Raw genomic sequence first — 13550 nt, forward strand, 5'->3', positions numbered from 1 at the left:
CTTGGGTGCGGGGTTCTGCCCGGTGGCACCGCGCTTACGCGGCCTACGTGTAGTGTAGGTCGGGTAAGCGTTAGCGCCACCCGACAATTACAGGTTCTCGCCGTTGCTCGCAATCACCTGCTTATACCAGTCGAACGATTTCTTCTTACTGCGATTCAGCGTGCCGTTCCCTTCATTGTCTTTATCCACAAAGATAAAGCCGTAGCGTTTTTTCATTTCGCCCGTACCGGCAGACACCAGGTCGATGCAGCCCCACGGGGTGTAGCCCATCAGCTCCACGCCATCTTCCACCACCGCTTTTTTCATCTCGCGGATATGGGCGGCCAGATAATCAATACGGTACTGGTCGTTCACCGTGCCGTCGCTCTCCTGCACGTCGATCGCGCCAAAACCGTTCTCAACGATAAACAGCGGCAGCTGGTAGTGATCCCAGAACCAGTTCAGGGAGTAACGCAGCCCGACCGGGTCAATCTGCCAGCCCCAGTCGGATTTCTGCACGTACGGGTTAGAGACCAGGCTCTTGCTTTCGTCGTAATCCAGCTGCGGGTTGTCCGCCGTCGCCTTGGTGGCGAAGGACATGTAGTAGCTGAAGCCGATGTAATCGACGCAGCCCTGCTTCAGCGCGGCTTTATCCTCTTCGGTGATATCCAGCGCGAAGCCGCGACGTTCGAAGTAGTTGAGCAGGTGCTGCGGGTACTTCCCGCGAACGTGCACGTCGGTGAACCAGTAGCGGCGGTGCATGGCGTTCATCGCCATCATCATATCGTCCGGCGCACAGGTCAGCGGGTAGATAGGACACATGGCAATCATGCAGCCGATCTGCAGCGACGGGTTAATCTCGCGCCCCGCCTTCACCGCCAGGGCGCTGGCCACGAGCTCGTAGTGCGCCGCCTGGAACATCACCGGTTCACGGTCTTCACCCGGCGCGTACTTCAGCCCGGAGTTCGTGAACGGCGCAAAGTCTTCGTGGAAGTTAGCCTGGTTGTTGATCTCGTTGAAGGTCATCCAGTACTTCACCTTATGCTGGTAGCGCTGGAACACCACTTTTGCAAAACGAACGAAGAAGTCGATCAGCTTACGGTTGCGCCAGCCGCCGTATTCCGTAACCAGATGGAAAGGCATCTCGAAGTGAGACAGGGTGATAACCGGTTCGATGCCGTACTTCAGGCATTCGTCGAACAGATCGTCATAGAATTTCAGGCCAGCCTCGTTAGGCTCAAGCTCGTCGCCTTTCGGGAAGATCCGCGTCCAGGCAATAGAGGTGCGGAAGCATTTGAACCCCATCTCGGCAAAGAGTCTGATGTCTTCTTTATAGCGGTGGTAGAAATCGATGGCTTCATGGTTAGGATAATTTTTCCCCTCCAGCACGCCGTTGGTGATTTCACGCGGCACGCCGTGCGCCCCCGCGGTCATCACATCGGCCACGCTCACGCCCTTGCCGCCCTCTTTCCAGCCGCCTTCCAGCTGGTGCGCCGCAACGGCCCCGCCCCACAGAAAATCTGCTTTAAATCCTGACATTCGCTTTCCCTCATTCTGCGTTATTTTCTGCAAAAACAATTACAGAAACCGGTTTCAGTTCGATGATGTGCAAAGGGCATAGCTGTTGCAAGCAGTTCTCAGAAACCGGTTTCATTTTCGTGAACAGAGTCAAGTTTGGCTGCATTCACGAGGTACACAGAAAAAAAGATCCCCACGTCCAGAATAGGCTCGCAAACGTTTGCCTGGACTGTTAGAATTGCGCCGATTTTTCTTACTAGCTATGCAATCGCGTGGGGATTTAAGCCGTGACCAACAAAACTTCTCTCAGCTACAAAGATGCCGGTGTTGATATTGACGCAGGTAATGCGCTGGTTGACCGAATCAAAGGTGTGGTGAAAAAAACCCGCCGCCCGGAAGTGATGGGTGGTCTGGGTGGCTTCGGCGCACTGTGCGCGCTGCCGCAAAAATATCGTGAACCTGTTCTGGTCTCGGGTACTGACGGTGTAGGCACTAAACTGCGCCTGGCGATGGATTTAAAACGTCACGACACGATCGGTATCGATCTGGTCGCGATGTGCGTGAATGACCTGGTGGTACAGGGCGCAGAGCCGCTGTTCTTCCTCGATTACTACGCAACCGGCAAACTGGACGTGGATACCGCTGCCAGCGTGATTAACGGTATCGCCGAAGGCTGCCTGCAGTCCGGCTGTGCGCTGGTCGGTGGTGAAACCGCAGAAATGCCGGGCATGTATCACGGCGAAGATTATGACGTCGCGGGCTTCTGCGTCGGCGTAGTAGAAAAATCAGAAATTATCGACGGCAGCAAAGTGGCCGATGGCGATGTGCTGATCGCGCTCGCCTCCAGCGGCCCGCACTCCAACGGCTACTCCCTGGTGCGTAAAATCCTCGAAGTGAGCGGCTGTGACCCGCTGACCACCGAGCTGGACGGTAAACCGCTGGCTGACCATCTGCTGGCGCCGACCCGCATCTACGTGAAAAACGTGCTTGAGCTTATCGAGAACGTCGACGTTCACGCTATCGCTCACCTGACCGGCGGCGGCTTCTGGGAAAACATCCCGCGCGTCCTGCCGGACAACACCCAGGCGGTGATCGACGAATCCTCATGGCAGTGGCCAGCCGTGTTTAACTGGCTGCAGACCGCAGGCAACGTGAGCTCTCACGAAATGTACCGCACCTTTAACTGCGGCGTGGGCATGGTTATCGCCCTGCCGGCAAGCGAAGCGGATAAAGCGGTTAAGCTGCTGACTGAAAAAGGTGAAAACGCGTGGAAAATCGGTACGATTAAAGCTTCCGATTCCGAACAGCGTGTGGTCATTGAATGAAAAACATCGTGGTGCTCATTTCCGGCAACGGAAGCAATTTGCAGGCCATCATAGACGCCTGCAAGCAGAAGAAAATCAATGGCACCATTCGGGCAGTTTTCAGCAACAAGGCCGACGCGTTCGGCCTTGAGCGCGCGCGGGAAGCGAACATTCCCGCGCACGCGCTGGAAGCCAGCCAGTTCGCCGGGCGTGAAGCCTTTGACCGCGAGCTGGTGCATGAGATTGATGCCTACGCGCCGGACGTGGTCGTGCTGGCGGGCTATATGCGTATTCTGAGCCCGGCCTTCGTCGAACACTTCGCTGGTCGTCTGCTGAATATCCACCCTTCCCTGCTGCCGAAATATCCCGGCCTGCACACCCATCGCCAGGTTCTGGAAAACGGCGATGAGGAGCACGGCACCTCCGTGCATTTCGTTACCGACGAGCTGGACGGCGGCCCGGTGATCCTGCAGGCCAAAGTTCCGGTCTTTGACGGCGATAGCGAAGAAGACGTGACCGAACGCGTGCAGACCCAGGAACACGCCATTTACCCGCTGGTGGTCAGCTGGTTTGTCGACGGGCGTCTCGAGATGCGCGACGGCGCAGCCTGGCTGGACGGCGTGAAGTTACCCCCGCAGGGTTATGCGGCGGAAGAGTAGTTTGTTACGTCGGGTGGCGCTGCTGCGCTTACCCGACCTGTTCATTGCATTACCCGATATTCCCTTCTCCAACCTTCTAAAATCCCCAACAAAAAAAATAACTGTCATACTTTTCTGGCACTGTTGGACATATCGTGGAAATGCTCGCCATAATAAGGACGAGACGGATTTACCACGTCCTGTGATTGAACTGGAGTGTGAGCTGTAATGGGTCAGGAAAAGTTATATATCGAGAAAGAGCTAAGCTGGTTAGCATTTAACGAACGTGTACTCCAGGAAGCGGCAGACAAAAGTAACCCGCTGATCGAGCGCATGCGTTTTTTGGGCATTTATTCCAACAACCTGGATGAGTTCTACAAGGTTCGCTTTGCCGAGCTGAAAAGACGCATCATCATCAGCGAAGAACAGGGCTTAAACTCGCACTCGCGGCATCTGCTGGGCAAAATCCAGTCCCGCGTGCTGAAAGCCGATCAGGAATTTGACGGCCTGTATAACGAACTGCTGCTGGAGATGGCGCGCAATCAAATCTTCCTGATTAACGAACGCCAGCTTTCCGTTAACCAACAAAACTGGCTGCGCCACTACTTCAAACACTATCTGCGCCAGCACATTACCCCGATTCTGATCAACCGCGAAACCGATCTGGTTCAGTTCCTGAAGGATGATTACACCTACCTGGCGGTGGAAATTATTCGCGGTGAGTCTATCCGTTACGCGCTGCTGGAGATCCCGTCCGACAAGGTGCCGCGCTTTGTGAACCTGCCGCCGGAAACCCCGCGCAGACGCAAGCCGATGATCCTGCTGGACAACATCCTGCGCTACTGCCTGGACGACATCTTCAAAGGCTTCTTCGATTACGATGCGTTAAACGCCTACTCGATGAAGATGACCCGTGACGCCGAATATGACCTGGTGCACGAGATGGAAGCCAGCCTGATGGAGCTGATGTCTTCCAGCCTAAAACAGCGCCTGACGGCCGAGCCGGTGCGCTTTGTCTATCAGCGCGATATGCCGGACGCCATGGTGGAGATGCTGCGCGATAAACTGACCATTTCGCGCTATGACTCCATCGTGCCGGGCGGTCGTTACCACAACTTTAAAGACTTTATTGGCTTCCCGAACGTCGGCAAAGCCAATCTGGTGAACAAGCCGCTGCCGCGCCTGCGCCATCTGTGGTTCGATAAATTCCGCAACGGATTCGACGCCATTCGCGAACGCGATGTGCTGCTTTACTATCCGTATCACACGTTTGAGCACGTGCTCGAACTGCTGCGTCAGGCCTCGTTCGACCCGAGCGTGCTGGCGATCAAAATCAACATCTACCGCGTGGCAAAAGATTCCCGCATCATCGACGCGATGATCCATGCGGCGCACAACGCTAAAAAAGTCACCGTGGTGGTTGAGCTGCAGGCGCGCTTCGACGAAGAGGCCAACATCCACTGGGCGCGCCGTCTGACGGAAGCCGGTGTGCACGTCATCTTCTCCGCGCCGGGGCTAAAAATTCACGCCAAGCTGTTCCTGATTTCCCGTAAAGAGGGTGACGATGTAGTGCGCTATGCCCACATCGGTACCGGGAACTTTAACGAGAAAACGGCGCGAATTTATACCGACTACTCGCTCTTAACCGCCGACGCCCGCATTACTAACGAAGTGCGCCGGGTCTTTAACTTTATCGAAAACCCGTACCGTCCGGTGAGCTTTGACTATCTGCTGGTCTCGCCACAGAACTCGCGCCGCCTGCTGTACGATATGATCGATAAAGAGATCGCCAATGCCCAGAAAGGGCTGTCGTCCGGCATCACGCTGAAGCTTAACAACCTGGTCGACAAAGGGCTGGTGGACAGGCTGTATGCAGCGTCCAGCTCCGGCGTTCCGGTTAACCTGCTGATCCGCGGCATGTGCTCGCTGATCCCGGAACTGGAAGGCATCAGCGACAATATTCGTGTGATCAGCATTGTTGACCGTTACCTGGAACACGATCGGATCTATATTTTTGATAATGCGGGTGATAAACAGGTCTATCTCTCTTCGGCAGACTGGATGACGCGCAATATTGACTACCGTATTGAAGTCGCGGCACCGCTGCTGGATCCGCGTCTGAAGCAGCAGATCCTCGACATCATCGAGATTCTGTTCAGCGATACCGTGAAAGCACGCTATATCGACAAAGAACTCAGTAACCGCTATGTACCGCGCGGCAACCGCCGCAAAGTGCGGTCGCAACTGGCGATTTACGACTATATCAAATCACTCGAGCAACCCGATTAACCTATGCCGATAAATGATAAGACCCCACGCCCGCAGGAATTCGCCGCGGTCGACCTTGGCTCTAACAGTTTCCACATGGTCATCGCCCGTGAGGTGGATGGCGCGCTGCAGATCATCGGTCGTCTGAAGCAGCGCGTACACCTGGCGGATGGTCTTGATGAACGCAGCATGCTCAGCGAAGAGGCGATGGAGCGCGGGTTAAACTGCCTGTCGCTGTTTGCTGAACGCCTGCAGGGCTTCTCGCCCTCCAGCGTGTGCATCGTGGGCACTCACACCCTGCGCCAGGCCCTGAACGCCCCGGAGTTCCTCAAGCGGGCCGAAAAAGTGATCCCCTACCCGATTGAGATCATCTCCGGCAACGAGGAAGCGCGTCTGATTTTCATGGGCGTTGAGCACACCCAGCCGGAAAAAGGGCGCAAGCTGGTTATCGATATCGGCGGTGGCTCAACGGAGCTGGTGATCGGCGAAGATTTTGAGCCGCGCCTGGTGGAAAGCCGCCGTATGGGCTGCGTCAGCTTCGCGCAGATGTATTTCCCGGGCGGCACCATCACCCGCGAGAACTTCCAGCGCGCGCGTATGGCGGCTGTCCAGAAGCTGGAAAATCTGGCCTGGCAGTACCGTATTCAGAGCTGGAACGTGGCGCTGGGCGCGTCGGGCACCATCAAGGCGGCGCATGAAGTGCTGCTGGCGATGGGTGAAAAAGACGGGTTTATTACGCCCGAACGCCTGACGTTGCTGACCGAAGAAGTGCTGAAGCATAAAAGTTTTGACGCCTTAAGCCTGCCGGGTCTTTCCGACGAGCGTAAAGCGGTATTCGTGCCGGGGCTGGCTATTCTCTGCGGCGTGTTTGATGCCCTCGCCATAAAAGAGCTGCGTCTGTCGGACGGCGCGCTGCGTGAAGGCGTGCTGTATGAGATGGAAGGCCGTTTCCGCCATCAGGATATTCGCAGCCGCACCGCACAAAGCCTGGCCAACCAGTACAACATCGACCGTGAACAGGCGAAGCGCGTGCTGGACACCACGGTGCAGATGTACGAACAGTGGCAGGAGCAGAATCCGAAGCTCGCGCACCCGCAGCTTGCCGCGCTGTTGAAATGGGCCGCGATGCTGCACGAGGTGGGGCTGAACATCAACCACAGCGGGATGCACCGCCATTCGGCCTACATTCTGCAAAACAGCGATCTGCCTGGCTTCAACCAGGAGCAGCAAACCATGATGGCGACCCTGGTGCGTTATCACCGCAAGGCCATCAAGCTCGACGACCTGCCGCGCTTTACGCTGTTCAAGAAAAAACAGTTCCTGCCGCTTATTCAGCTGCTGCGTCTGGGCGTGCTGCTCAATAACCAGCGTCAGGCCACCACCACGCCGCCTACGCTGAAGCTTAAAACCGACGACCATCACTGGACGCTGAGCTTCCCGCACGACTGGTTCAGCCAGAACGCGCTGGTCCTGCTGGACCTGGAAAAAGAGCAGCAGTACTGGGAAGCGGTCACCGGCTGGCTGCTCAAAATTGAAGAAGAGAGCGCCGACGTCGCCGCGTAACGGCTCAGGCGTCCGCGGTGGACGCCTCTGCTTCCAGCAGTGACTCAAGCGGTGCCGGTCTGCCAATCAGATAACCCTGCACATAATCGATGCCTAGCGCGTGAACCGCGCTACGTATCTCTTCGCTTTCGACATACTCCGCTACCACCAGCATCTTTTTCATGCGCGCCAGATGGCAGATAGACGCCACAATCTGATAATCCAGGCTGTTGTTGACGATATTGCGAATAAAGCTGCCGTCAATCTTGAGAATATCCGCGTCCACGCTTTTCAGCCGCGCATAGCTCGCATAGCCGGTGCCAAAATCATCAATTGCAATACGTACCCCCATTTTCTGCAGCTGCCGGAGGATGTGTAGCGCCTGCTCCGCATTGCAAAAGGTGCTGCACTCCGTCACTTCAAAGATCAGTTGCCACGGCTCAATGGCGTATTTCGCCAGCAGGCGATTCACCTCAAGCGGAAACTGCACCCGACACACGGTCGACGGGGCAAGATTAATGGCAAAGCGCTGGCCGGGCAGTCTTTCGCGATGCGCGGCCAGGAAACGCAGGGTGTGCTCGAGCACCCACAAATCTACCCGCGAAGAGAGACCAAACTCCTGCGCGACGGGCAGGAACTGGTCGGGGGAGATCAATAGCCCGTTTATATCCGGCATCCGGAGCAGGACTTCGTGATAGCAATCGCCACGCATGCCGCGAACGGGTTGAACCAGCAGGGTGAATTCGTCGTTATCAAGCGCCTTTTGCAGGCGGCTCATCATCGCGACTTTATCCCTCAGGTTGCGCTGCAAATGGACGGCCCCACGCTGCTGAAGGTTTTCCGGATGGTTGGATGAGAGCGACAGGTCGGCAACCACGCCCAGCTCGCCCAGCACCAGATAAAGATGGTTAACCGGGGACCGGACATAACAATAGCTCACGCCCACCTGCGGCTGCAGCGGCATGCCGTCCCAGACAAAGCGGAACTGCTTGATATGCTCGTCCAGGGCTTCAATCCGCTGCTGGTGCGATTCCGCGTTAAGCCGTACCGCCAGGTCATACCCGGTCAGGTGATACACCAGCTCATTGGGCTGGAGAATGCCATTCACCCACTGCGCCAGCTGCTGTTTGTACTGAATGCGCAGCAACACGCCGTAATTTCGGCCCAGAATTTCCAGCTCCGGAATGCGCAGCAGGCAGAGCGCCGACCACGGGTTTTTCGCCAGATCGCGCGACAGCGCCCGCAGATTAGGCATATGGACGACCGGGTCGAGCAGCGCCAGCCTGCGGGAGCGTTTGTTCGCTGCGCGCTGCCGGGTCGCCAGCATCGACATATAAATAACCACGAACGAGAAAACCAGGTAACTGGAAGAGGTGATCGCCAGCTGAATGTCATACCCCGGGTTCACCGGGATATAGCGGTAAAAATAGTGAATAGACACCAGCAGTATCGGCGTCCAGATAAGCGAAATCAGCTTATAGCCAAAACGCATCGCGCCCCAGAGCATCACCGGCATCAGCAGGGAAAGAGTATAGTTGGTGGTGAAAATGGAGCTGTTCTCATTCATCGGAAGCAGCAGCAGCGAAAGCAGCCCGCCAAGCGCGATAGCCCACACCAACAACTCAACGACCGTCACCTTTTTGTCTATCTCGGAACGGATCTGCGAGAGAAGGCTTTTGATATAGCGCGGATGACGAAGCAGGCGGATCAGCAGATAGCTCAGCGGCACGCCCGTCAGGCCGCTGACCAGCAGCGTCTGATAGTTGATGAGCGTGCGAATATTGAGGGGGTTTAATCCCGCAAGGCTCTGGCGGCTCTCATACACGCCTAAATACACCGCAAACTGAAACAGCACCAGAAACAGCGTCGCGGGGCAGAACGCCTGCCAGAAGATGCGCTGCGCCATCAGCCGAACGTCGCCGTACGCGGTCATATTCCGTCTGGGCGCAAACACCCGGTAGCCACCCCAGCTGAGCACTAAAGGGACGACAAAATGGAGGATCCCCGCGACGGTTTCAAACATACCGACCGACGGGTAATAGCGGATAAACAGCGACAATACGATCCCGGGCAGCGCTTCCAGGCCAAAGAACATCATCAGCGAAAGCAAAAATGAGAGGGGTAAATAATAGAGTGCCGCAATGCCGTCGCCCAGCTGCGTGAACGTATTCGCAATGCTCAGCACGGGAAGTAAAACCACAGGCAAAATAAGCGGCAATGCCCACCAGCGGTTTTCATTTTTTTTCAGGAAAGCGAGAATGTTCATAGATGCCCGGTTAAACCCCTTTCGCTCCAGAGGGAAAATAAAGACAGGCATCCAACCTGACGTACGCGCCGCCCGGCAAGGTGAGGGGCGAACTGTATGGAGGAAGGATTTTAAATATCAGGGCCGGGAAGCCGTTGACTTAAATCAAACTACTTTACGCAAATAACTTTTTGCGGCGTTTTTTTGAAATTATTTTCTTCATATTATCAATATGGTAAATGCATTAATTAATTTCAATAACATTAATCAATGTAAACATTGACGGTTATTTACACACAGCAGAATTGACCCCGCCTTCCCGCTGTGCCTTAATATCCTTGTCGCCCAAAAGGGCTTATCCAGGAAAAACAGAGTGAGTCAGGTCACGCGTATGCGCAAACGACATCAATTTAATACCCGAATGACCCGCATCATACTGCTCATCAGCTTCCTGTTTTTCTTTGGCCGCTTCGTTTACTCTTCAATTGGCGCCTGGTACCACCATCAGGACAAAACCCAGTCGCAGCAATCCAGCCTGACCGTCGACACCGCTGACCGCTAAACAGCCGCAGGATCTTGCACGAGCCGAATAATGGCCGCGATCCCTTTGCTGAGGATTTTATCCTGCCGCATTACCACCGCCAGCTGCCGCTGCAGCATGGGCGTAAGCGACATCACGCATAGCCCTTCGCGATCGGCATCCTGTTCGACCGCCATTCGCGGCACAATACTGTAGCCCAGCCCCGCGCGAACCATGCGTTTGATCGCCTCGATGCTGCCAAGCTGCATCACCGGTGCGATCGCTAATCCATTCGCCGCAAACCAGCCATCGATCAGCGCCCGGGTACCGCTGCCTGATTCAAAGGCAATCAGCGGCTGAGCGTGCAGCGCCTCCGGGGTAAAATCCCTGAAAGCATCCTGCTGCTCCCGCGACGCGATAAAAACAAACTCTTCGTCCATTACTGGCATGACGTCCAGCGCTCTGCCGCTCACCGGCAGCGTCACCAGCCCCATATCGAGCCGGTTCTCTTCGATGGCCCTGACGATGTCGAGGGTGTTGCCCGTCGTCACCCCCACGCTCAGGAGCGGATAGTCTCGACGCAGCTTCTCCAGCAGCGGCGGCAGAAGATGGATGCAGGCCGTTGCCCCCGTGCCAAGCGTAATGGTGCCGCTCACATCTTGGCTGAATGCGCTCACGGACCGGATGGCGTCATCTACCGCCAGCTGAATACGCTCCCCATGCGCCAGCAACGCCTGCCCGGCAGCCGTAGCCTTAATCCCTCGCCCGGTCCGCTCCACCAGCCGCGTTTGCAGAAACTGCTCCAGCTGACGTATTTGCAGGCTGACGGCGGGCTGGGAAATACCCAGCGCATCCGCTGCCGCTGAAAAGCTGCCGCGCTGGATCACCAGACGGAAGGTGGCGAGATAGCCCAGATTAAGCGTTGTCATTCAAAGTTTCTCTTATACCGCGCATAAGGTTGCTGCCCTGCCAGCACAATAGCGCGCGAGTTATGCTCAGGACAACTGCATAACGGAATGAAAAACAATGGAAACACCCGCCCTGCCACGCCGCCTCGCCCTCACGGCGGGATGTAATCAGCTTATCAACTGGGGGATCTCGTTTTATATGCCCGGCACCTTTGCGCTGGCGATTTCAGCCGACCGGGGATGGTCATCACCGCAGATTTACCTCGGCCTGACGCTGGCGATGCTGGTGATGGCGGCGGTTTCTCCGTTTGTCGCCCGCCTGCTGGCACGCTTTAGCGGTCAGAAAGTGGTGATGAGCGGCACGTTGCTGATCGCCGCAAGCTGCGCAGGGATGGCGTATACCCAGACGCTTTTTGGCTGGTACTGCGCCTGGCTGATCGGCGGCGTAGGGATGCGCCTGTCGCTGTACGACGCGCTGTTCGCCGCGCTGGTGAACCTCTACGGGCAGCAGGCGCGAAGAACAATCTCACGCGTCACGCTGGCGGGCGGGCTGGCCTCCGCCGTTTTCTGGCCGCTGGGCGATGCTCTGCTTCAGGTCATGAGCTGGCAGGAGGCGCTGCGCGTCTACGCGCTCTTCGGCCTGCTGAGCGCGATGCTGATTCGAACGCTTCCCCGGCAGCGGCTGACGGTGACGACAAAGGTCACCGCGCCGCCGCTGAACAACGAGCGGCGTAACGCCTGGCTTTATGCCGCCTTCATTGCCCTCATCACCTTTGTCTCTAACGGCACCTCCACCCATCTGCCGGAGTTTATTGCCCACTTCGGCCTGCCGGTCGCCATCGGGATGCTGTGGGGAGTCGGCCAGACGGGCGCCCGCTCGCTGGAAGTGCTGGCGGGTGCCCGCTTAACCCCCTTCAAACTGACGCTTTTTACCGCGCTCGCCATGCCGCTCTGCTTTCTTCTGGGGATGAGCAGCGCCCTGTTTGCATGGTGTGCGGCCGGGTTTGTGCTGGGTTACGGCGCCATCAACGGGCTGGTCACCATCGTGAAAGCCACCCTGCCGCTGGAGCTGTTTAGCACCGAAAGCTATGCCCGCCGCACGGGCATGCTGCTTATCCCCGGCCAGCTGATGGCGGCAGCCTCACCGTTTGCCTATGCGTGGCTGAATAAAACGCTGGGGATCGCGGGTGCAATGTGGGTATCAACGGGCCTGACGCTGGTGATTGCCGGGCTGGCGATAGCGATCGTACGTAGGCCACGCAGGCAAACTGTATCGCACTGTATCCAGAGCGCCACGCTGACAAACGGGTACAAAACGCCGCCTCCGGCAAATATCTCCGATACATAAAAATGGTTTTCTTTCCCTGTCGTCATTCACAACCGATAAGGAGAGAACCCATGATTCGTCGCTATGCACTTTTCCCCCTGCTAGCCCTGGCCTCTGTAGCCCATGCCCGGACCATGCCGCTGGATAACCTGAGCGCCGCGGACGTTAACGGCCCCGCCGCCGTTGCGTCGCTGGCGCAGCCGCAGCCGCCCGCAAAGCTGATAGTCGATCCCCCGCTTGCCGGGCCGCTGAGCAAAGGCGCGGTGTTTATCCAGTACCGTGCCGAAAATCTGCGCATCGAACCGGTATTCGGCCCCGATGCGCTCAAGGTCACCCCGCGCATCGGTCACATTCACGTGGTGGTGGATGACGCGCCGTGGCACTGGGCTGACGCCAGCGGAGAGCCGGTGATCCTCGTGGGGCTGCCCGCAGGGAAACACAAGGTGACCATTATTCTGGCCGACCCGACGCATAAGCCGCTCGACCACAAAACCGTTGCATTCACCGTCCCGCCCCACGCGGCGGTCCACCATTTTTAAGGAGTCTGAAGATGAAAGCACTGTCTGTAGTGACGGCAGGCCTGCTGGCGCTTTCCGCCAGCGCCTTTGCGCAGAGTAAAACCAGCGTCGTGCTGGTGCATGGCGCGTTTGCCGACGGCAGCAGCTGGAATAAGGTGATTACCCTGTTGCAGAAGCAGCACGCCGAGGTCATTGCCGTCCAGCTCCCGCTCACCTCGCTTAAGGATGACGTTGCGGCCACGCGGCGGGCCATCGCCCGCGCCCAGGGTGACGTGGTGCTGGTGGGCCACTCCTGGGGCGGCACCGTGATTAGCGAGGCGGGCAACGATGCGCGGGTAAAATCGCTGGTGTACGTGGCGGCGTTCGCGCCGGATTCCGGCCAGTCGACTGCGGATCTGGCAGGAAGCTATCCTGCCCCGCCGGGCAGCGCGGGCATTGCTAAAACGGCGGACGGCTATTTATACCTGCCGACAGGAGCCGTCAGAAAGGACTTCGCGCCTGACGTGAAGCCAGACACTCAAAACACGATTGCAGCCACGCAGGGGCCGATTAAGACCGAGGCGTTTGGTGAAAAGGTCGCCCACGCGGCGTGGCATGATAAACCGAGCTGGTATGTGGTCAGCCAGCATGACCGGATGATCAACCCCGATCTTGAACGGGCGATGGCGAAGACGATCCATGCGAAAACCGCCGAGGTGGCGGCAAGCCACGTGTCGATGGTGAGCCAGCCGCAGATCGTTGCCCGGACGATTGAGCAGGCGATAAGCGGTAATTAACCGGAGT

11 protein-coding genes are annotated in these 13550 nt (G+C 57.2%); 8 read left to right on the forward strand and 3 right to left on the reverse strand.

Annotated features, from left to right (window positions below; all coding sequences use genetic code 11):
• Window positions 1-87: 87 nt before the first annotated feature.
• Window positions 88-1518 (reverse strand): 6-phospho-beta-glucosidase, encoded by a 1431-nt coding sequence (locus NWV12_RS16180; RefSeq protein ID WP_047060721.1) that lies wholly within the window; start codon window positions 1516-1518, stop codon window positions 88-90.
• 266 nt (window positions 1519-1784) lie between these two features.
• On the opposite strand from NWV12_RS16180, the gene purM reads away from it, so the two are divergent.
• From purM to ppx, 4 genes are all read left to right on the forward strand, one after another.
• A complete protein-coding gene (gene purM, locus NWV12_RS16185; protein ID WP_008501643.1) occupies window positions 1785-2822 on the forward strand; it encodes a phosphoribosylformylglycinamidine cyclo-ligase in 1038 nt (345 codons plus the stop codon).
• Window positions 2819-3460 (forward strand): phosphoribosylglycinamide formyltransferase, encoded by a 642-nt coding sequence (gene purN / locus NWV12_RS16190; protein WP_023308771.1) that lies wholly within the window; start codon window positions 2819-2821, stop codon window positions 3458-3460. Before purM ends, purN begins: the two co-directional genes overlap by 4 nt.
• A 207-nt stretch (window positions 3461-3667) precedes the next feature.
• Entirely contained in the window at window positions 3668-5728 is a 2061-nt protein-coding gene (gene ppk1, locus NWV12_RS16195; protein ID WP_032643595.1) for a polyphosphate kinase 1, read from the forward strand.
• 3 nt (window positions 5729-5731) lie between these two features.
• A complete protein-coding gene (ppx, locus tag NWV12_RS16200; RefSeq protein ID WP_048978862.1) occupies window positions 5732-7270 on the forward strand; it encodes an exopolyphosphatase in 1539 nt (512 codons plus the stop codon).
• A 4-nt stretch (window positions 7271-7274) separates the two neighbouring features.
• Here the strand turns inward: ppx and NWV12_RS16205 are convergent, their stop codons facing one another.
• Window positions 7275-9515: an EAL domain-containing protein gene (locus tag NWV12_RS16205; RefSeq protein WP_048978861.1), complete on the reverse strand. Its 2241-nt coding sequence runs from the start codon at window positions 9513-9515 to the stop codon at window positions 7275-7277.
• Window positions 9516-9867: 352 nt separating this feature from the next.
• On the opposite strand from NWV12_RS16205, the gene NWV12_RS16210 reads away from it, so the two are divergent.
• Window positions 9868-10056: a YfgG family protein gene (locus NWV12_RS16210; protein WP_029739958.1), complete on the forward strand. Its 189-nt coding sequence runs from the start codon at window positions 9868-9870 to the stop codon at window positions 10054-10056.
• Here the strand turns inward: NWV12_RS16210 and NWV12_RS16215 are convergent.
• Complete coding sequence (locus NWV12_RS16215) at window positions 10053-10943, reverse strand: LysR family transcriptional regulator (RefSeq protein ID WP_048978860.1); 891 nt, start codon at window positions 10941-10943, stop codon at window positions 10053-10055. The genes NWV12_RS16210 and NWV12_RS16215 overlap by 4 nt on opposite strands.
• 97 nt (window positions 10944-11040) lie before the next feature.
• Here NWV12_RS16215 and NWV12_RS16220 point away from each other — a divergent pair, with 97 nt between their 5' ends.
• Genes NWV12_RS16220 through NWV12_RS16230 form a run of 3 tightly spaced genes read left to right on the forward strand, consistent with a single transcriptional unit; the run spans window position 11041 to window position 13543 of the window.
• On the forward strand, window positions 11041-12270 hold the full coding sequence (locus tag NWV12_RS16220; protein ID WP_048978859.1) for an MFS transporter: 1230 nt from the start codon (window positions 11041-11043) through the stop codon (window positions 12268-12270).
• Between the two features lie 50 nt (window positions 12271-12320).
• Window positions 12321-12788: a DUF6130 family protein gene (locus NWV12_RS16225; protein WP_101744639.1), complete on the forward strand. Its 468-nt coding sequence runs from the start codon at window positions 12321-12323 to the stop codon at window positions 12786-12788.
• 11 nt (window positions 12789-12799) lie between these two features.
• Complete coding sequence (locus tag NWV12_RS16230) at window positions 12800-13543, forward strand: alpha/beta fold hydrolase (protein WP_048978857.1); 744 nt, start codon at window positions 12800-12802, stop codon at window positions 13541-13543.
• The last annotated feature ends 7 nt before the right edge of the window (window positions 13544-13550 follow it).

It is taken from the genome of Enterobacter sp. Crenshaw (genome assembly GCF_024734705.1).
Taxonomy (GTDB): domain Bacteria; phylum Pseudomonadota; class Gammaproteobacteria; order Enterobacterales; family Enterobacteriaceae; genus Enterobacter; species Enterobacter asburiae_B.